Source organism: Providencia sp. PROV080 (assembly GCF_033688105.1).
GTDB lineage: Bacteria > Pseudomonadota > Gammaproteobacteria > Enterobacterales > Enterobacteriaceae > Providencia > Providencia zhejiangensis.
This window is the reverse complement of record NZ_CP096346.1, coordinates 3,936,299-3,955,269: the sequence shown is the minus strand read 5'-3', so window position 1 is coordinate 3,955,269 and position 18,971 is coordinate 3,936,299. Positions and strand designations below refer to the sequence as shown.

Annotated in this window: 27 protein-coding genes and 1 rRNA gene; 22 read left to right on the top strand and 6 right to left on the bottom strand. The window is 43.5% G+C overall.

What is annotated here, in order from left to right:
* Positions 1-10 precede the first annotated feature (10 nt).
* The 16 genes from rpsN to M1F03_RS17795 all read left to right on the top strand — a co-directional run bounded on the left by rpsN (position 11) and on the right by M1F03_RS17795 (position 8,079).
* Positions 11-316 (top strand): 30S ribosomal protein S14, encoded by a 306-nt coding sequence (rpsN, locus tag M1F03_RS17870; protein ID WP_154624954.1) that lies wholly within the window; start codon positions 11-13, stop codon positions 314-316.
* 34 nt (positions 317-350) lie between these two features.
* Positions 351-743, top strand: coding sequence for a 30S ribosomal protein S8 (rpsH, locus tag M1F03_RS17865; RefSeq protein ID WP_004907134.1), 393 nt, complete (start codon positions 351-353; stop codon positions 741-743).
* Positions 744-757: 14 nt separating this feature from the next.
* On the top strand, positions 758-1,291 hold the full coding sequence (gene rplF / locus M1F03_RS17860; protein WP_154624953.1) for a 50S ribosomal protein L6: 534 nt from the start codon (positions 758-760) through the stop codon (positions 1,289-1,291).
* Positions 1,292-1,300: 9 nt separating this feature from the next.
* Positions 1,301-1,654, top strand: a complete 354-nt coding sequence (gene rplR / locus M1F03_RS17855; protein ID WP_070928789.1) for a 50S ribosomal protein L18 — start codon at positions 1,301-1,303, stop codon at positions 1,652-1,654.
* Positions 1,655-1,668: 14 nt separating this feature from the next.
* Positions 1,669-2,169 carry a 30S ribosomal protein S5 gene (rpsE, locus tag M1F03_RS17850; RefSeq protein ID WP_004265471.1) on the top strand — a complete coding sequence of 167 codons (501 nt, stop codon included), beginning with the start codon at positions 1,669-1,671 and terminating at the stop codon, positions 2,167-2,169.
* A 6-nt stretch (positions 2,170-2,175) separates the two neighbouring features.
* Positions 2,176-2,355: a 50S ribosomal protein L30 gene (rpmD, locus tag M1F03_RS17845; protein ID WP_004265475.1), complete on the top strand. Its 180-nt coding sequence runs from the start codon at positions 2,176-2,178 to the stop codon at positions 2,353-2,355.
* A gap of 3 nt (positions 2,356-2,358) precedes the next feature.
* Positions 2,359-2,793, top strand: a complete 435-nt coding sequence (gene rplO, locus M1F03_RS17840; protein WP_070928788.1) for a 50S ribosomal protein L15 — start codon at positions 2,359-2,361, stop codon at positions 2,791-2,793.
* A 7-nt stretch (positions 2,794-2,800) separates the two neighbouring features.
* Positions 2,801-4,126 carry a preprotein translocase subunit SecY gene (secY, locus tag M1F03_RS17835; protein ID WP_070928787.1) on the top strand — a complete coding sequence of 442 codons (1,326 nt, stop codon included), beginning with the start codon at positions 2,801-2,803 and terminating at the stop codon, positions 4,124-4,126.
* Between the two features lie 47 nt (positions 4,127-4,173).
* Positions 4,174-4,290, top strand: a complete 117-nt coding sequence (gene rpmJ / locus M1F03_RS17830) for a 50S ribosomal protein L36 (protein ID WP_071548716.1) — start codon at positions 4,174-4,176, stop codon at positions 4,288-4,290.
* 145 nt (positions 4,291-4,435) lie between these two features.
* Entirely contained in the window at positions 4,436-4,792 is a 357-nt protein-coding gene (gene rpsM, locus M1F03_RS17825; RefSeq protein WP_004907144.1) for a 30S ribosomal protein S13, read from the top strand.
* Between the two features lie 16 nt (positions 4,793-4,808).
* Positions 4,809-5,198: a 30S ribosomal protein S11 gene (rpsK, locus tag M1F03_RS17820; protein ID WP_002919257.1), complete on the top strand. Its 390-nt coding sequence runs from the start codon at positions 4,809-4,811 to the stop codon at positions 5,196-5,198.
* Positions 5,199-5,232: 34 nt separating this feature from the next.
* A complete protein-coding gene (gene rpsD, locus M1F03_RS17815) occupies positions 5,233-5,853 on the top strand; it encodes a 30S ribosomal protein S4 (RefSeq protein WP_004265487.1) in 621 nt (206 codons plus the stop codon).
* 25 nt (positions 5,854-5,878) lie between these two features.
* Complete coding sequence (locus M1F03_RS17810) at positions 5,879-6,868, top strand: DNA-directed RNA polymerase subunit alpha (protein WP_004926425.1); 990 nt, start codon at positions 5,879-5,881, stop codon at positions 6,866-6,868.
* 37 nt (positions 6,869-6,905) lie between these two features.
* On the top strand, positions 6,906-7,292 hold the full coding sequence (gene rplQ / locus M1F03_RS17805; protein ID WP_154624952.1) for a 50S ribosomal protein L17: 387 nt from the start codon (positions 6,906-6,908) through the stop codon (positions 7,290-7,292).
* Between the two features lie 127 nt (positions 7,293-7,419).
* Positions 7,420-7,836 (top strand): Zn(2+)-responsive transcriptional regulator, encoded by a 417-nt coding sequence (zntR, locus tag M1F03_RS17800; protein ID WP_154624961.1) that lies wholly within the window; start codon positions 7,420-7,422, stop codon positions 7,834-7,836.
* Between the two features lie 42 nt (positions 7,837-7,878).
* Entirely contained in the window at positions 7,879-8,079 is a 201-nt protein-coding gene (locus tag M1F03_RS17795) for an alternative ribosome-rescue factor A (protein WP_167520927.1), read from the top strand.
* A gap of 3 nt (positions 8,080-8,082) precedes the next feature.
* On the opposite strand, the gene mscL is transcribed toward M1F03_RS17795, so the two are convergent.
* The 5 genes from mscL to def all read right to left on the bottom strand — a co-directional run bounded on the left by mscL (position 8,083) and on the right by def (position 12,860).
* The gene (gene mscL, locus M1F03_RS17790; protein WP_154624951.1) at positions 8,083-8,493 is read right to left on the bottom strand and encodes a large-conductance mechanosensitive channel protein MscL; all 411 of its coding nucleotides are present in this window, start codon (positions 8,491-8,493) and stop codon (positions 8,083-8,085) included.
* 101 nt (positions 8,494-8,594) lie between these two features.
* Entirely contained in the window at positions 8,595-9,971 is a 1,377-nt protein-coding gene (trkA, locus tag M1F03_RS17785; protein ID WP_154622880.1) for a Trk system potassium transporter TrkA, read from the bottom strand.
* Between the two features lie 33 nt (positions 9,972-10,004).
* Positions 10,005-11,291 (bottom strand): 16S rRNA (cytosine(967)-C(5))-methyltransferase RsmB, encoded by a 1,287-nt coding sequence (rsmB, locus tag M1F03_RS17780; RefSeq protein ID WP_251464778.1) that lies wholly within the window; start codon positions 11,289-11,291, stop codon positions 10,005-10,007.
* 71 nt (positions 11,292-11,362) lie between these two features.
* Positions 11,363-12,310 (bottom strand): methionyl-tRNA formyltransferase, encoded by a 948-nt coding sequence (gene fmt / locus M1F03_RS17775; protein ID WP_251464777.1) that lies wholly within the window; start codon positions 12,308-12,310, stop codon positions 11,363-11,365.
* A gap of 25 nt (positions 12,311-12,335) precedes the next feature.
* Positions 12,336-12,860: a peptide deformylase gene (def, locus tag M1F03_RS17770; RefSeq protein ID WP_163863309.1), complete on the bottom strand. Its 525-nt coding sequence runs from the start codon at positions 12,858-12,860 to the stop codon at positions 12,336-12,338.
* 134 nt (positions 12,861-12,994) lie between these two features.
* Between def and dprA the strand changes: the two genes are divergently transcribed.
* Genes dprA through M1F03_RS17745 form a run of 5 tightly spaced genes read left to right on the top strand, consistent with a single transcriptional unit; the run spans position 12,995 to position 16,296 of the window.
* Entirely contained in the window at positions 12,995-14,074 is a 1,080-nt protein-coding gene (dprA, locus tag M1F03_RS17765) for a DNA-processing protein DprA (protein WP_154622877.1), read from the top strand.
* A 17-nt stretch (positions 14,075-14,091) separates the two neighbouring features.
* Entirely contained in the window at positions 14,092-14,631 is a 540-nt protein-coding gene (locus M1F03_RS17760) for a type I DNA topoisomerase (protein WP_154622876.1), read from the top strand.
* Positions 14,632-14,643: 12 nt separating this feature from the next.
* Complete coding sequence (gene tsaC, locus M1F03_RS17755) at positions 14,644-15,213, top strand: L-threonylcarbamoyladenylate synthase type 1 TsaC (protein WP_154622875.1); 570 nt, start codon at positions 14,644-14,646, stop codon at positions 15,211-15,213.
* 7 nt (positions 15,214-15,220) lie between these two features.
* Positions 15,221-16,039 (top strand): shikimate dehydrogenase, encoded by an 819-nt coding sequence (aroE, locus tag M1F03_RS17750; protein WP_251464776.1) that lies wholly within the window; start codon positions 15,221-15,223, stop codon positions 16,037-16,039.
* The gene (locus tag M1F03_RS17745) at positions 16,036-16,296 is read left to right on the top strand and encodes a DUF1488 domain-containing protein (RefSeq protein ID WP_163863300.1); all 261 of its coding nucleotides are present in this window, start codon (positions 16,036-16,038) and stop codon (positions 16,294-16,296) included. Before aroE ends, M1F03_RS17745 begins: the two co-directional genes overlap by 4 nt.
* On the opposite strand, the gene M1F03_RS17740 is transcribed toward M1F03_RS17745, so the two are convergent.
* Positions 16,272-16,817, bottom strand: a complete 546-nt coding sequence (locus tag M1F03_RS17740; RefSeq protein WP_154622872.1) for a gamma carbonic anhydrase family protein — start codon at positions 16,815-16,817, stop codon at positions 16,272-16,274. The two genes, M1F03_RS17745 and M1F03_RS17740, sit on opposite strands and share 25 nt — an antisense overlap.
* Before the next feature lie 555 nt (positions 16,818-17,372).
* On the opposite strand from M1F03_RS17740, the gene M1F03_RS17735 reads away from it, so the two are divergent.
* Positions 17,373-18,912 (top strand): 16S ribosomal RNA (locus tag M1F03_RS17735).
* Positions 18,913-18,971: the final 59 nt, after the last annotated feature.

The window sequence follows — 18,971 nt, the reverse complement described above, 5'->3', positions numbered from 1 at the left end:
CAGGGTACTCATGGCTAAGAAATCTATGAAAGCGCGTGATGTTAAGCGTGCTAAATTAGCTGATAAGTTCTTCGCAAAGCGCGTTGAGCTGAAAGCTATCATCTCTGATGTAAAAGCATCTGATGAAGATCGCTGGGACGCTGTTCTCAAGCTGCAAACACTGCCACGTGATTCAAGTCCTTCTCGTCAGCGTAACCGCTGCCGTCAAACTGGGCGTCCGCACGGTTTCCTGCGGAAATTTGGTCTGAGCCGTATTAAAGTCCGTGAAGCCGCTATGCGCGGTGAAATCCCGGGCCTTAAAAAGGCTAGTTGGTAATTGTCACCATATTGAATCACGGGAGTAAAGACAGATGAGCATGCAAGATCCCATCGCGGATATGCTGACCCGTATCCGTAACGGTCAGGCCGCGAACAAAGTTGCGGTCACCATGCCTTCCTCCAAGCTGAAAGTGGCAATTGCCAAAGTGCTGAAGGAAGAAGGTTATATTGAAGATTTTAAAATTGAAGGCGACATCAAGCCAGAATTGGAACTGACTCTGCGTTATTTCCAAGGTAAGGCTGTTGTAGAAAGCATTCAGCGTGTAAGCCGCCCAAGTCTGCGCATCTATAAGAAAAAAGATGAGCTGCCACAAGTTATGGCTGGCCTAGGCATCGCTGTTGTTTCTACCTCTAAAGGTGTCATGACTGATCGTGCAGCTCGCCAAGCTGGTCTTGGTGGCGAGATTCTCTGCTACGTAGCTTAATTCGGGAGGAAAGAATGTCTCGTGTGGCAAAAGCACCCGTCGTCATTCCTGCCGGCGTAGAGGTAAAACTCAACGGTCAGGTTATTTCGATTAAGGGTAAAAACGGCGAGCTTACTCGTACTATCCATAATGCGGTTGAAGTTAAACATGAAGATGGCCGCTTAACTTTCGCACCACGCGAAGGTTTTGCTGATGCTTGGGCACAGGCGGGTACTTCTCGTTCTTTGCTTAACTCAATGGTTGTTGGTGTTACTGAAGGCTTCACTAAAAAACTTCAACTAGTCGGTGTTGGTTACCGTGCAGCAATCAAAGGCAATGCAGTTAGCTTGTCTTTAGGTTTCTCGCATCCGGTTGAACACGCACTGCCAGCAGGCATTACTGCAGAATGTCCAACACAAACTGAAATCGTACTGAAAGGTGCTGATAAGCAAGTGATTGGTCAAGTCGCGGCAGAACTGCGTGCTTACCGTCGTCCTGAGCCTTACAAAGGCAAGGGTGTTCGTTACGCCGATGAAATCGTGCGTACTAAAGAGGCTAAGAAGAAGTAAGGTAACACTATGGATAAGAAAGCAGCTCGTATCCGTCGTGCGACCCGCGCACGCCGCAAGATCCAAGAGTTGGGTGCGACACGCCTGGTGGTACACCGTACTCCACGCCATATTTATGCGCAGGTTATCGCTCCAAACGGTTCTGAAACTTTGGTGGCCGCTTCTACTACAGAAAAAGCTATCAATGAGCAAGTGAAATTCACTGGAAACAAAGACGCAGCAGCAGTTGTTGGTAAAATTATTGCTGAGCGCGCACTGGAAAAAGGCATCACTGTTGTTGCTTTTGACCGTTCTGGTTTCCAATATCATGGTAGAGTCCAGGCACTGGCAGATGCTGCCCGTGAAGCTGGCCTTCAGTTCTAAGGTAGAGGTGTAAGATGGCTCACATCGAGAAACAAGCTGGTGAACTGCAGGAAAAGCTGATCGCGGTAAACCGCGTAGCAAAAACCGTTAAAGGTGGCCGTATTTTCAGCTTTACAGCACTAACAGTAGTTGGTGATGGTAACGGTCGCGTTGGTTTTGGCTACGGCAAAGCGCGCGAAGTTCCGGCAGCAATCCAGAAAGCGATGGAAAAAGCCCGTCGCAGTATGAAAACCGTTGCTCTAAACAACGGCACACTGTTCCACCCTGTGAAAGGTACACACACCGGTTCTCGCGTGTTTATGCAACCTGCTCACGAAGGTACCGGTATCATTGCCGGTGGTGCAATGCGTGCTGTTTTAGAAGTAGCTGGAGTTCGCAACGTACTGGCTAAAACCTATGGTTCCACAAACCCAATCAACGTGGTTCGTGCAACACTGGATGCTTTAGACAGCATGAAGTCTCCAGAAATGGTCGCAGCTAAGCGTGGAAAATCCGTCGAAGAAATTCTGGGGTAATCAGCCATGGCTAAGACTATTAAAATTACACAAGTTCGCAGTTCAATCGGTCGTCTGCCTAAGCATAAGGCAACTTTGGTCGGTTTAGGTCTGCGTCGCATTGGTCATACAGTAGAACGTGAGGATACTCCTGCTGTTCGCGGTATGGTCAACTTGGTTTCCTACATGGTTAAAGTTGAGGAGTAAGAGATGCGTTTAAATACTCTGTCTCCGGCTGAAGGTGCCAAGCACGCGCCTAAGCGCTTAGGTCGTGGTATCGGTTCTGGTCTGGGTAAAACCGGCGGACGTGGTCACAAAGGTCAGAAATCTCGTTCTGGCGGTGGCGTACGTCGTGGTTTTGAAGGTGGCCAGATGCCTTTATACCGTCGTCTACCAAAATTTGGTTTTACTTCACGTAAAGCAATGATCACCGCAGAGATTCGTCTGTCTGATTTTGCTGCTGTTGAAGGCGATGTAATTGATCTGAACGCACTAAAAGCCGCGAATGTTGTTGGCATCCAGATTGAATATGCGAAAGTTATTCTGTCTGGCGAAGTGAATCGTGCAGTTACTGTACGTGGCCTTCGTGTTACTAAAGGTGCTCGCGCTGCGATTGAAGCTGCCGGCGGTAAAATTGAGGAATAAGTGACAGATGGCTAAACAACCAGGATTAGATTTTCAAAGTGCCAAGGGTGGAGTTGGTGAACTGAAGCGCAGACTTTTGTTTGTTATTGGTGCACTAATCGTTTTCCGAATTGGTTCTTTTATTCCAATCCCTGGTATTGATGCCACTGTGCTTGCCAAATTGCTCGAACAGCAACAAGGCACCATCATTGATATGTTTAACATGTTCTCTGGTGGTGCTCTTAGCCGAGCTTCTATCTTTGCTTTGGGTATTATGCCGTATATTTCTGCGTCAATTATTATCCAATTATTATCTGTGGTTAACCCACGATTAGCAGAGATTAAGAAAGAAGGTGAAGCAGGTCGTCGGAAGATAAGCCAATATACCCGTTGGGGTACTTTGGTTTTAGCAATATTCCAATCTGTTGGTATTGCGATGGGTCTTCCGAATATGCCAGGGATGCAAGGGCTAGTTATTGATCCGGGTCTCCCGTTCTACTTCACGGCTGTTGTTAGCTTAGTTACTGGAACCATGTTCTTGATGTGGCTAGGTGAGCAGATAACTGAAAGAGGTATTGGTAACGGTATCTCAATCATTATCTTCGCTGGTATCGTTGCGGGTCTACCGCCGGCCATTGGCCATACTATCGAGCAAGCTCGGCAAGGCGATCTGCACTTCCTCCTGTTGCTGTTGGTTGCAGTGCTCGTATTCGCGGTAACTTTCTTTGTTGTATTCATGGAGCGTGGTCAACGTCGTATCGTTGTTAACTACGCGAAACGTCAACAAGGACGCCGTGTTTATGCTGCACAAAGCACACATTTACCACTAAAAGTGAATATGGCGGGTGTAATTCCTGCAATTTTTGCTTCCAGTATCATACTGTTCCCGGGTACAATAGCATCCTGGTTCGGTGATGGGACTGGTTGGGACTGGTTAACGACTATTTCGATGTATTTACAACCAGGCCAACCGTTGTATGTGTTGCTTTATGCTTCTGCGATCATCTTCTTCTGTTTCTTCTATACGGCGTTGGTTTTCAACCCAAGAGAAACGGCAGATAACCTGAAGAAGTCCGGTGCATTTGTACCAGGAATTCGTCCGGGAGAGCAAACGGCCAAGTACATTGATAAGGTAATGACACGTCTAACTTTAGTTGGCGCGCTCTATATTACCTTTATCTGCCTAATCCCGGAGTTCATGCGTGACGCAATGAAAGTACCTTTTTACTTTGGTGGTACTTCCCTATTAATCGTAGTCGTCGTTATCATGGACTTTATGGCTCAAGTGCAAACTCTCATGATGTCAAGTCAATATGAGTCTGCATTGAAGAAAGCAAATCTTAAAGGTAAGTAATCACTTAGTGTGATTATGGTTTGCTTTAGAAGTTACGGAGAGTAAAAATGAAAGTTCGTGCTTCCGTCAAGAAATTATGCCGTAACTGTAAAGTTATCCGTCGCAATGGTAGCGTTCGTGTAATTTGCAGTGTTGAACCAAGACATAAACAACGTCAAGGTTAAGAAAAAGCATTTTTTTCTTGCAAAGTTGGGTTGAGCTGGCTAAATTAGCCAGCCAATCTTTTTTATCGAAGATACATTATTGTTTGAGTATCCTGAAAACGGGCTTTTCAGCACAGTAATGTATATTTTAACTTAGGAGTGCATAGTGGCCCGTATAGCAGGCATTAACATTCCTGATCATAAACATACCGTAATCGCTTTAACATCGATTTTCGGAATCGGCAAAACTCGTTCACAGGCTATCTGTGAAGCAACTGGTATTGCTGAAAATGTTAAGATCAGTGAGCTGTCTGAAGAACAAATCGACAAGCTGCGTGACGAAGTTGCCAAGTATGTGGTAGAAGGTGACCTACGTCGTGAAATTACCCTGAGCATCAAGCGTCTGATGGACCTTGGATGTTACCGTGGTTTACGTCATCGTCGTGGTCTTCCTGTGCGCGGACAGCGTACTAAGACTAACGCTCGTACCCGTAAGGGTCCGCGTAAGCCGATCAAGAAATAAGTCGGGGTACTGAATAATGGCAAAGGCACCAATTCGTGCACGTAAACGTGTAAGAAAACAAGTCTCAGACGGTGTGGCTCATATCCATGCTTCTTTCAACAACACAATCGTTACTATTACTGATCGTCAGGGTAACGCATTAGGTTGGGCAACTGCCGGTGGTTCCGGTTTCCGTGGTTCTCGCAAATCCACTCCGTTTGCAGCTCAGGTTGCAGCAGAGCGTTGCGCAGAAGCCGTGAAAGAATACGGTATCAAGAACCTGGAAGTTATGGTTAAGGGACCGGGTCCGGGTCGCGAATCAACAATTCGTGCTCTGAACGCCGCAGGTTTCCGCATCACAAATATTACTGATGTGACTCCTATCCCTCATAACGGTTGTCGCCCACCGAAAAAACGTCGCGTTTAATACGTTTCGTTTTTAGGACTGTTGGAGAAAGAAAATGGCTAGATATTTGGGTCCTAAGCTCAAGCTGAGCCGTCGCGAAGGAACAGACCTCTTCCTGAAGTCTGGTGTTCGCGCGATTGACACCAAGTGTAAATTAGAACAAGCACCTGGCCAGCACGGCGCGCGTAAACCGCGTCTGTCTGACTACGGTGTTCAGTTACGTGAAAAACAAAAAGTTCGTCGTATTTACGGTGTTCTAGAACGTCAATTCCGTAACTATTACAAAGAAGCAACACGTCTGAAAGGCAACACAGGTGAAAACCTGCTGACTCTGCTGGAAGGCCGTCTTGATAACGTCGTTTACCGTATGGGCTTTGGCGCAACTCGCGCAGAAGCACGTCAAATGGTTAGCCACAAGGCTATCATGGTAAATGGTCGAGTAGTTAATATCGCTTCTTATCAGGTTTCCCCGAATGACGTTATCAGCGTTCGTGAGAAAGCGAAAAAACAGTCTCGTATTAAGGCTGCTTTAGAGCTGGCTGAACAGCGTGAGAAGCCAACTTGGCTGGAAGTTGATGCTGCTAAAATGGAAGGTGTGTTCAAACGTATTCCTGAACGTACTGACCTGTCTGCGGACATTAACGAACACCTGATCGTCGAGCTTTACTCTAAGTAAAGCTTAGCACCAAAGAGAGGACACAATGCAGGGTTCTGTGACAGAGTTTCTAAAACCGCGCCTGGTAGATATCGAGCAAGTGAGTTCGACGCACGCCAAGGTGACCCTTGAGCCTTTAGAGCGTGGCTTCGGTCATACTCTTGGTAACGCACTGCGCCGTATTCTGCTTTCGTCTATGCCGGGTTGTGCGGTGACAGAGGTTGAGATTGATGGTGTACTGCATGAGTACAGCACCAAAGAAGGTGTACAGGAAGATATCCTGGAGATTCTCCTCAACCTGAAAGGGCTGGCGGTAAAAGTTCAGGGGAAAGATGAAGTTATTTTAACCTTGAATAAATCTGGCATTGGCCCTGTGACTGCAGCCGACATCGTCCATGATGGCGATGTCGAAATCGTCAAGCCACAGCACGTTATCTGCCACCTGACAGACGAAAGCGCATCAATCAATATGCGTATCAAAGTTCAGCGTGGTCGTGGTTATGTGCCGGCTTCTGCCCGAGTACATTCGGAAGAAGATGAGCGCCCAATTGGTCGTTTGTTAGTCGATGCTTGCTATAGCCCTGTAGAGCGTATTGCCTACAATGTTGAAGCAGCTCGTGTTGAGCAACGTACTGACTTGGATAAGTTAGTTATCGAAATGGAAACTAACGGTACAATCGATCCTGAAGAGGCGATTCGCCGTGCAGCGACTATCCTGGCTGAACAACTTGAAGCTTTTGTTGACTTACGTGATGTTCGTCAGCCTGAAGTTAAAGAAGAGAAACCAGAGTTCGATCCTATCTTATTGCGCCCAGTTGACGATCTGGAATTGACTGTCCGCTCTGCTAACTGCCTTAAAGCAGAAGCTATCCACTACATCGGTGATCTGGTACAGCGTACTGAAGTTGAGTTGCTTAAAACGCCTAACCTTGGTAAGAAATCTCTTACTGAAATTAAGGACGTCTTGGCATCTCGTGGTCTTTCTCTGGGCATGCGCTTAGAAAATTGGCCACCAGCAAGTATTGCTGATGATTAGGATCACAGGTTAAGGTTTTACTGAGAAGGATAAGGTCATGCGCCATCGTAAGAGTGGTCGTCAATTGAACCGCAACAGCAGCCACCGCCAAGCTATGTTCCGTAACATGGCAGGTTCTTTAGTTCGTCATGAAATCATCAAGACGACTCTGCCTAAAGCGAAAGAACTGCGTCGCGTCGTTGAGCCGCTGATTACTCTTGCCAAGACCGACAGCGTAGCTAATCGTCGTCTGGCATTCGCCCGTACTCGTGATAACGAGATCGTGGCAAAATTGTTTAATGAATTGGGACCTCGCTTTGCAGCGCGTGCGGGCGGTTACACTCGTATTCTTAAGTGTGGCTTCCGTACTGGTGACAATGCTCCGATGGCTTACATCGAGCTTGTTGACCGTGCTGTTGAGTCTCAAGAAGTAGCTGCAGAGTAATCTGTTTGCTATCAAAAAAACCGGGTATATTTGCCCGGTTTTTTTGTACCTGCTATTCTATCTTCCACTGAACATCATCCTTGATTTATTCCATTTAGACCTTATTTAAAGTGGAGTACCCATGAGTATGTATAAAATAGGGCAAATTGCTCGTCTTGCTGATGTTACCCCTGATACGATCCGCTTTTATGAAAAGCAAGGTCTGATGGGGCATAAGCTTAGGACTGAAGGCGGTTATCGCTTGTATACGGATCAAGATCTGCAACGGCTGCGTTTCATCCGTTATGCAAAGCAATTAGGTTTTACTTTGGAAGCGATTACTGAGCTCTTATCGATAAGAGTCGATCCTGAACATCATACATGCCAAGAGTCAAAAAAAATTGTTGATTTGCGTCTGTTTGAAGTTGAAAAAAAGATCCAAGAACTTATTATTATGCGTGATTCTTTGAAGATGCTTAGCTCCGCTTGCTGTGGCGAGGAACACGCAACAACATATTGTTCGATAATGGAGATTCTTGAAAAGGGTGCATCCAAAGTCTATTAGTTGATTACCATTTAGTTTTATTGTTATAGGAAGGTATATACCATGAGCCAATATCAACATAAACGTGGTCAGATAAAAGATAATGCAATTGAAGCATTGTTACACGACCCATTATTTAGGCAACGAGTTGAAAAAAATAAGAAAGGAAAAGGAAGCTATACTCGGAAAGGAAAACATCAAAGAAATGGTAACTGGGAGGCCAGTGGTAATAAGTTATTCTACGTATTACCACTGGCTTTTTAGTTATTACTTTTTATTTTGTTCTTTTAATAAATCACGAATTTCTGATAATAAAACTTCTTCTTTACTCGGTGCCGGTGGCGCTTCAGGTTCTGCTTCTTTTTCGCGACGTACTTTATTCATCACTTTAATTGCCATGAAAATAGCAAATGCGACAATAACAAAATCAAATACCGTTTGAATAAACATACCATAATTAAGAACAACAGCAGGCATATCTCCTTCAGCCGCCCTTAAAATAACACTGAATTGTTTAAAGTCGACCCCGCCAATTAATAAGCCGAGAGGGGGCATAATGACATCAGCTACTAATGAAGAAACAATCTTACCGAATGCTGCACCAATAATGATACCGACAGCCATGTCGACAACATTGCCCTTCATTGCAAATTCACGAAACTCTTTTAAAAAACTCATTTGACCCCCTAATTAAAAACTCTGTTTCATAAAATAAATATTTAGTTAACAAATTATAGTACCTAGATCAATTAAGCTGCAAATGAATCGTCATTTTATTTTTATAAAAAGAAAGGGCTAGGCTGAAATAGTTTTTCAACGTCAGGTACATATTTTTTATCTGTAATAAACATGATGACATGATCACCTTGTTCAATAATATGATAATCACTGGCAATAATAACTTCATCTTCTCTAACTAAAGCACCAATAATTGTCCCCGGTGGAAGCTTAATATCTGAAATTTTCTTTCCTACAACTTTAGATGTATTTTCATCTCCGTGTGCAATTGCCTCAATGGCTTCAGCAACCCCCCTTCTTAATGAGGAAACGCTGACAATATCGGCTTTTCGGACATGGCCAAGTAATGCCGAGATTGTTGCTTGCTGTGGTGATACAGCAATATCAATCACCCCTCCTTGAACTAATTCAACATAAGCGGTGCGTTGAATTAAGACCATGGCTTTTTTAGCCCCCATTTTTTTAGCTAACATAGCCGACATGATATTTGCTTCGTCGTCGTTAGTTAGGGCTATGAATACATCCATTTGCTCAATATGCTCTTCGGTTAATAACTCTTGATCAGAAGCATCACCATAAAACACGATCGTATCATGAAGTAGTTCAGCCAGTTCTGTTGCGCGTTGTTGATTACGCTCTATTAGCTTGACGCTATAATCTTTTTCTAGCCGTTTTGCTAAGCCTGCACCAACATTACCGCCACCTACTATCATTAAACGTTTATAAGGTTTTTCTAGACGTTGTAATTCACTCATGACAGCGCGAATATGTTGTGTTGAAGCGACAAAAAATACTTCATCTCCAGCTTCAATGATGGTCGAGCCTTGAGGTCTTATAGGACGATCTTGACGGAATATTGCTACGACTCTGGTATCAATATGTGGCATGTGTTCACGTAAGCTTGATAGAGCATTACCCACGAGTGAACCGCCATAATAGGCTTTAACCGCAACAATACTGACTTTACCTTCGGCAAAATTAACTACTTGGAGTGCGCCAGGGTATTGGATTAGTTTGTAAATATAGTCTATGACTAATTGTTCCGGAGAGATTAAATAATCAATAGGAATTTGTTCAGGTAAAAATAGCTTGTCTGCTTCACGGATATATTCAGTTGCTCTAATACGCGCGATTTTATTCGGGGTATTAAAAAGACTATAGGCAATTTGACATGCGATCATGTTAGTCTCATCTGAATTAGTCACTGCGACTAACATATCTGCATCTTCAGCTCCCGCATCACGGAGTACTCGTGGGTGGGAGCCGTGACCATTGACGACTCTAAGATCAAACTGATCTTGTAATTGACGCAAGCGATCAGCATTCGTGTCAACGACAGTAATATCATTGTTTTCGTCTACTAGATTTTCAGCGAGAGTTCCACCAACTTGTCCTGCACCTAAAATAATGATTTTCATTGAATATTCCTATCTCAGACAAGCCTTATCCAGTTAATTTATTTGCTTTACTAGGCGTGCGTAGAAGAAACCATCACCCCCTGTTTCACTGGGGAGTATTTGTAATCCTGCACTTGTGCCATCATTCAGTTTAGCTTCCGGGTGTTTAGCTAAAAAGTTTTTTATTTGCAGGCTATTCTCTTCGGGCATAACAGAGCAAGTTGCATAGACAAGAGTACCGCCTACTTTTAAATATGGCCAAATAGACTCGAGTATTTTGGCTTGAAGAACGGTGAGCTCATTAATATCAGAATCCCGTCTTAACCATTTTATATCTGGGTGACGTCGAATAACACCGGTTGCTGAACATGGTGCATCAAGCAATATGCGATCAAACAATTTACCCTCAGCCCATTGCTCAGGAGTAGTTCCATCACCTTGAATAACAACAGCATGTTGCTTGAGTCGCGACAAATTTTCGTTTACGCGTTTTAGGCGAGATTCATCAATATCGACAGCCACAACATGCGCTTTTGGTGCCAGTTCTAATATATGGGTTGTCTTACCGCCAGGTGCTGCACATAGGTCGAGAATATGTTCATTATTTTGAGGTGCAAGTATTTCGGCACAACCTTGGGCGGAGACATCTTGTACTGTAGACCAGCCATCATCAAAGCCGGGTAGTTTTGCTACTGAAGTTGGTTCAGATAGCCTTAATGCGGAAGGGTGTTTAAGATGTCGCTCAGATGTAATTCCTATTTCTTCCAACAGCCTTTGGTATTGTTCAGCACTATGATGTTGAGCGTTAACCCTCAACCACATAGGTGGACGTTGGTTGTTCGCTTCAACAATGGATTGCCATTCGCTAGGGTATGCGTTTTGCAGTCTTTTTAGTAACCAACTAGGATGTAAATATTGACTATTATGATTTGCGCTACGTTCTTCTAACTGAGCTTGTTGTCTTTGGAATGAACGCAATACACCATTGATAAGCCCTTTTAGTTGAGGACGTTTTAATGCAACGGCTCCATTGACTGTTTCAGCAAGGGCTGCATGAGCTGGAATACGTGTATAGAGTAGCTGATAAATACCAACCATAATGAGGTAGTGTAATGTTCGTTGCTTGCCTGTCAGTGGTTTTTCCATTAGTTGGCTAACAAACCATTCAAGTTTAGGCAAATAGCGGAGAACACCAAAACAGATCTCTTGTAATAGAGACTTATCTTTATCGCTAATATTTTTTTGTAATTCAGGTAGTACCGTACTTAGGGATTGGCCTTTGTCAATGACTTGACCAATGGCTATTGCTGCGATGCTACGCAAGTTATATGTATTCTTCATAAATGAGGGTGAGTCTATTCGTCACGAAATAAATTTGCCTGAATATATTATCAGGCAAATTTATTGGTGTTTTAATTAAGTAGTGTTCCAGGAGCGAACCATTCACGGCGAGAGTTTAATAGATCTTGTGCTGCCATGGCTTTTTTACCTGGAGGCTGTAATTGAACGATATTCAATTTTCCGCTAGCAGTGGCGACACATATACCATTTTTATCGGCGCTAATAATCGTACCTGGTTTTTCACTGTGATTTTCTGAAATCACTTCAGCCTGCCAAATTTTTATCAGTTGATCTTGAACCATAAAATAGCTCATAGGCCAAGGATTAAACGCTCTAACACAACGTTCTATCTGCTCTGCTGATAATTGCCAATTAATACGTGCTTCTTCTTTAGATAATTTCTCTGCATAATTTGCTAAGGAATCGTCCTGTTTTTCAGGAAGGCATTGTTGGCTAGATATCAGGTCTAAGGTGTGTATTAGGGCTTCTGGACCAATAACAGCCAATTTTTGATAGAGTGTTGCGCTAGTATCTTCTGGCAGGATAGGGCATTTCGCTTTATAGAGCATATCACCGGTATCTAAGCCTTCATCCATTTGCATAATCGTGACGCCCGTTTCAGCATCACCCGCCCAAATAGAACGTTGAATAGGAGCAGCCCCACGCCAGCGAGGTAGTAGTGAGCCGTGGACATTTAGGCAACCTAAACGGGGGATATCTAAAACGGCTTTTGGCAAAATAAAGCCATAAGCAACAACAATCATCAAATCAGCATTTTGCTCTTTGATCCATTGATGGTTTTCTTCCTTTTTCAGTGTAGTAGGCTGAAAAACGGGAATATTATTTTCTTGCGCTAATACTTTTACAGGGCTAGGTGTCAGCTTCTTTCCTCTTCCCGCGGGCTTATCTGGTGGAGTGAGGACACCTACAACCTGATGTTTAGTGTTAAGCAAAGCAGCTAAATGACCAGCAGCAAAATCAGGTGTACCTGCAAAGATAATTTTTAATGATTCTGACACGTTTATGTTCCCTGTATAAATCTATCTATTTAGCTATTTTGGCTTCTTTAGCTCTCATTCTATCCAACTTTTCAACTTTTTGGCGGATACGTTGGCGTTTTAATGGAGAGAGATAATCGACAAATAGTTTCCCAACAAGGTGATCCATCTCATGTTGAATACAAATAGCGAGTAAGCCATCGGCCTCAAGTTCAAACGTTTCGCCATTATAGTCGAGAGCTCGAATTTTAACGTTTTCGGCTCTTGGGACAAATCCATGCTGTTCAGGAATGGAGAGACAGCCTTCCTCTATACCTGTTTCACCTGATTTGTCGAGTAATTCAGGATTGATCAATACCAGTCGTTCATCACGCGTTTCGGATACATCAATAACGATGATCCGCTGATGAATATCAACTTGGGTCGCAGCAAGACCGATACCTTCTTCTTCATACATCGTTTCGAACATATCATCGATAATACGTTGAATTTCGGCATCTACTTTTTCTACTGGCTTAGCAATAGTGCGTAAGCGTTCGTCTGGGTAATGTAATACGTTTAATACTGACATAAATTTTTTCGAGCAGCGTCCAAAAAAGTGAATAAGAATTAATGCCTATTCTAGACATTTATTGGTCATATTGACAGTATTGGTGATGATTTGTTCATTGATGAACTCATTTATTATAACGTCAGGAAGATGCGATGGATTCTCAAGAAATATGGTTAAGAATGTCTCAAGTCAGCCGGTTATCACCGCATAAGGCATTAAGAATAATTAACAAGCTACTCTTATTAGAGAAAGTTAGTCTGCCTATCTTACGAGAATGTGGGCTGAATGAGTTGCAATGCTTACAGTTTCAACATTTTTCTTCGACCAAGTTAACTCAAACGATTAAATGGTTGGAAAAAGAAGAGCACCAGCTGATCACCTTTTATGATTCACACTATCCCCTTTTGTTAAAACAAATCTCGAATTTTCCGCTGGTGTTGTTTGTCATCGGGCAAAGGGAATTAATTGCAACTGCACAGATTGCAATCGTTGGTAGCCGCCAAACGAGTGCTTACGGCCGTAAATGGGCCGAGCTGTTTGCCAAAGAATTTACACGTTATGGTTTAACGATTACGAGTGGGCTAGCCTTTGGAATCGATGTTGTTAGTCATCGGGCGGCATTAAATGAAAAAGGGAAAACAATCGCTGTTTTAGGTAGTGGACTCGCAAATATCTACCCCAAGCAACATATTTTTTTGGCGGAAAAAATAAAAGAAGAAGGCGCATTAATTTCTGAATATTTACCTCATACACCGCCACTCCCTAAGCAATTTCCTCGGCGTAATCGAATCATTAGTGGTTTAAGTAAAGCCACCGTTGTTATTGAGGCAGGTATGAAAAGTGGTTCATTGATAACAGCACGCTATGCTATTGAACAAAATAGAGATCTTTTTACGATACCCGCACCGTTAGGAGATCCCGCTTTCAGTGGCAATCATTGGTTATTGCAGCAAGGCGCGTATTTATTAGTTGATCCCGAAGATATTAAACCTCATCTAGAGGCCGGACTGAATTGGTTGCCTGTCGAATCGTTAATTAAAGAAGAAATTAATTCTGAATTTAATCTGACAGAAAACAAAATATTGAGTATGGTTGAGTATCATCCTTTACCCGCAGATGTTATTGCTGAGCGCGCACAACAGCCCATAACAGAAGTGACTTCTATTTTGACTGAATTAGAAATAGATGGTGTGATCGCTTCAGTTGCTGGTGGATATATAAAATTAAGTTAGTTGGCTAAGAGAAAATCATGTCAAAGCAATTGCCTTTTGAAACAGAAAAAAATGAACATTGCCCTGAATGCGGTGCGGTATTGGTTATTCGTAATGGTGCACATGGACCTTTTTTTGCGTGTTCTTCATATCCGCAGTGTCATTATATCAAACCTATGCGCCCTTCAGCAGAAAGCCATGTAATAAAGGTATTAGAAGGACAAGCATGCCCTCAATGTGGTTATGATCTCGTTTTGAAACAAGGGCGATTTGGTATGTTTATTGGGTGTAGTCACTACCCTGAATGTGAGCATATAGAATTAATTGATAAGCCAGATGAAACGAAAGTTTCTTGCCCTCAGTGTCAAACAGGGCATCTGTTGCAACGTAAATCTAGGTTTGGTAAGACATTTTATGCTTGCGATAGCTATCCATCCTGCCAATTTATTCTTAATAACAAGCCCGTATCTGGCGAGTGTGAGCATTGTCATTATCCATTACTTATGGAAAAAAGGGGTGCTCAAGGAGTAAGATTATTTTGTGCCAGTAAACGATGTGGTAAACCACAGAAAGAATAATGAGTTAAAAAGATGCAAAATAAATCTACACCTGCAATTGAAAATATTATCACAGCCCTTAATAAAGGGGATGTTATCGCTTATCCCACAGAGGCTGTTTTTGGACTTGGCTGTGACCCCGATAGTGAACAAGCGGTCAATAAATTACTTGAATTGAAACAACGTCCTTGGGAAAAAGGGTTGATTCTCATTGCTGATAATTATGAGCAATTGAAAAGTTACGTTGATGATAGTCAGCTAACAGATGAACAAAAACAAGTCATGTTTGAAAGCTGGCCTGGCCCCGTTACGTGGGTTATCCCAGCGAAGCCATCTACACCTAAATGGTTAACGGGTCGCTTTGATACTTTGGCGGTAAGGGTGACTGACCATAAGTTAGTAAAAGCACTTTGCCGAGAATATGGAAAACCATTGGTATCAACGAGCGCAAATTTGAGTGGAAAGGAGCCTTGTAGAACGACCCATGAAGTTATAGAGCAGTTTGCGGGAAGTATCCCTGTACTGGATGGGGCTGTAGGTGGACGTCAAAACCCATCAGAAATTCGTGATGCTAAAACTGGGCAATTATACCGAAAAGGATAACTATTTTATGGATAAGTATGCCGTCTTTGGCCATCCGATTGCACATAGTAAATCTCCTATCATTCATCAGATGTTTGCTCAACAAACAGGGATCTCGTTGGAGTATGAACGTATTCTGGCTCCGATAGATGAATTTGAGCAACAACTCTCTGAGTTTTTTGCTCAAGGAGGAAAAGGAGCGAATATCACTCTTCCTTTTAAAGAAAGAGCACATCACATGATGTCAGAACTAACAGAACGGGCTCAATCATGTGGTGCTGTCAATACGGTCATGAAACTTGATGACCATCGGTTCTTAGGTGATAACACGGATGGTGTAGGTCTATTATTAGACCTGCAACGGCTGAAGTTTATTCGTACGGATAGTAAAATATTAATGATTGGTGCTGGTGGCGCAACTCGCGGAGCGCTGTTACCACTTTTGGAATTTGGGTGTGAAATAACGCTAACAAATAGAACTTTCTCTAAAGCGAAAACATTAATAAACCAATTTGCAAGTTTTGGAACAATTACCGCACAGCCGATCGATGAGATCAAAACTGCGACTTTTGATCTTATCATCAACGCAACATCTTCTGGCGTTAGTGGGGAAATTCCTGAACTTGATCCTGCGGTATTTTCTAAGCAAGTCGCTTGTTATGACATGTTCTATCAACAATCATTAACGCCATTTTTATCTTTTGCGAAAGCTTATAATGTTGAACAGCTTGCTGACGGCTTGGGAATGCTCGTTGGGCAAGCCGCTTTTGCCTTTAAGTTATGGCATGGTGTACTGCCAGATATGGAACCAGTCTTGTATGCGTTACAGAAGGAATTGAAAAAATGAATCAAGCAATTCAATTCCCAGATAGAGAAGAATGGGATGTAATGACTGGAAAGGTACGATTTCCAGTATTAATTAATGGAATGTTAGCGCATTGCGTCATATCGGACAGGTTACTATATAAAAGATATGGGATGGGAGCCGAACCATTAGCATTATTTCAAACTCACCGTTGGGATATAGAAGAAGAGTTTGAGGTCTTGATCGCTCAAGACCTTTTAGACAATGGTAATGATTACTCTTTGCCTGATGATAAGTAGTCATTTTTCCATTGAACATAGTTATTAGCGGAATAGCGCAAATGCTCCAACTCCCCTTCAGTCAGTTTGCGGGCCGCTTTTGCTGGGCTACCGACATATAGGTAGCCACTTTCGAGTTTTTTACCTTGGGTAACTAAACTGTTAGCACCTATAACAACGTCATCCGCAATAATTGCACCATCTAATACAATCGACCCCATTCCAACTAAAACGCGATCTCCAATGGTACAGCCATGCAGCATCACTTTATGGCCGACAGTGACATCTTCACCGATAATTAACGGGTTACCGTCAGGGTTGTGTTTTGACTTATGGGTAACATGTAAGACTGAACCATCTTGTATATTCGTGCGAGATCCAATTTCAATATAATTCACATCACCACGTAATACAGACAGAGGCCAAATACTTACATCATCGGCTAAGCGGACATCTCCGATAACAACAGCGGAAGGATCGATAAATACATCAGTGCCAGTAGTTGGGTAAATACCTAAATAAGGTCTTAAATGTTTATTCATAGCAGTCGCCATAGTCAATAAATGGTAGTGTTAAAAGCATAGTTAATATGTATACATACAATGAAGATGTTTAATCTGCAAAAGGTAAAGTATTCAAAGTATCTTTTCGTTGTCTATTTCAGCATCATATTGCTAGAAAAAAAAACATAATGATGATTTTATCTTCAAGCGGTATTTTTTTTCAAAAAAAGGGTTGCCAGAATTTTCTGACTCCCTATAATGCGCATCCGTTGTCACGACAAACCGCTTCGGTGGTCAGGTTGAAAAAGAAACCCTCGTGATGACTGAGGTGAAAAAGAGAGAAAAAGTTGAAAATAATCACTTGACTTTCTGACAGAAAAACGTAGTATACGACACCTCGCGGCAACAACCTAAACGGTTAATATCGAAAGATAAAGTCGCAACGCTCTTTAACAATTTATCAGACAATCTGTGTGGGCACTCACAGGACACTATCAAAAAAATATTTGATTTTAAGTCTTGAAGAGTGACTAACACGTTAATTCATATATGAAAGAATGTAGTCAGTTTAATTCTTTGAGCATCAAACACTTTTAATTGAAGAGTTTGATCATGGCTCAGATTGAACGCTGGCGGCAGGCCTAACACATGCAAGTCGAGCGGTAACAGGGGAAGCTTGCTTCTCGCTGACGAGCGGCGGACGGGTGAGTAATGTATGGGGATCTGCCCGATAGAGGGGGATAACTACTGGAAACGGTGGCTAATACCGCATAATCTCTAAGGAGCAAAGCAGGGGACCTTCGGGCCTTGCGCTATCGGATGAACCCATATGGGATTAGCTAGTAGGTGGGGTAATGGCTCACCTAGGCAACGATCCCTAGCTGGTCTGAGAGGATGATCAGCCACACTGGGACTGAGACACGGCCCAGACTCCTACGGGAGGCAGCAGTGGGGAATATTGCACAATGGGCGCAAGCCTGATGCAGCCATGCCGCGTGTATGAAGAAGGCCCTAGGGTTGTAAAGTACTTTCAGTCGGGAGGAAGGCGTTGATGCTAATATCATCAACGATTGACGTTACCGACAGAAGAAGCACCGGCTAACTCCGTGCCAGCAGCCGCGGTAATACGGAGGGTGCAAGCGTTAATCGGAATTACTGGGCGTAAAGCGCACGCAGGCGGTTGATTAAGTTAGATGTGAAATCCCCGGGCTTAACCTGGGAATGGCATCTAAGACTGGTCAGCTAGAGTCTTGTAGAGGGGGGTAGAATTCCATGTGTAGCGGTGAAATGCGTAGAGATGTGGAGGAATACCGGTGGCGAAGGCGGCCCCCTGGACAAAGACTGACGCTCAGGTGCGAAAGCGTGGGGAGCAAACAGGATTAGATACCCTGGTAGTCCACGCTGTAAACGATGTCGATTTGGAGGTTGTGCCCTTGAGGCGTGGCTTCCGGAGCTAACGCGTTAAATCGACCGCCTGGGGAGTACGGCCGCAAGGTTAAAACTCAAATGAATTGACGGGGGCCCGCACAAGCGGTGGAGCATGTGGTTTAATTCGATGCAACGCGAAGAACCTTACCTACTCTTGACATCCAGAGAATTTAGCAGAGATGCTTTAGTGCCTTCGGGAACTCTGAGACAGGTGCTGCATGGCTGTCGTCAGCTCGTGTTGTGAAATGTTGGGTTAAGTCCCGCAACGAGCGCAACCCTTATCCTTTGTTGCCAGCGATTCGGTCGGGAACTCAAAGGAGACTGCCGGTGATAAACCGGAGGAAGGTGGGGATGACGTCAAGTCATCATGGCCCTTACGAGTAGGGCTACACACGTGCTACAATGGCGTATACAAAGAGAAGCGACCTCGCGAGAGCAAGCGGAACTCATAAAGTACGTCGTAGTCCGGATTGGAGTCTGCAACTCGACTCCATGAAGTCGGAATCGCTAGTAATCGTAGATCAGAATGCTACGGTGAATACGTTCCCGGGCCTTGTACACACCGCCCGTCACACCATGGGAGTGGGTTGCAAAAGAAGTAGGTAGCTTAACCTTCGGGAGGGCGCTTACCACTTTGTGATCCATGACTGGGGTGAAGTCGTAACAAGGTAACCGTAGGGGAACCTGCGGTTGGATCACCTCCTTACCATTGAAGTGTTTCTGTGAAGTGTTCACACAGATTGTCTGATGAAAAGTAGAGCAATA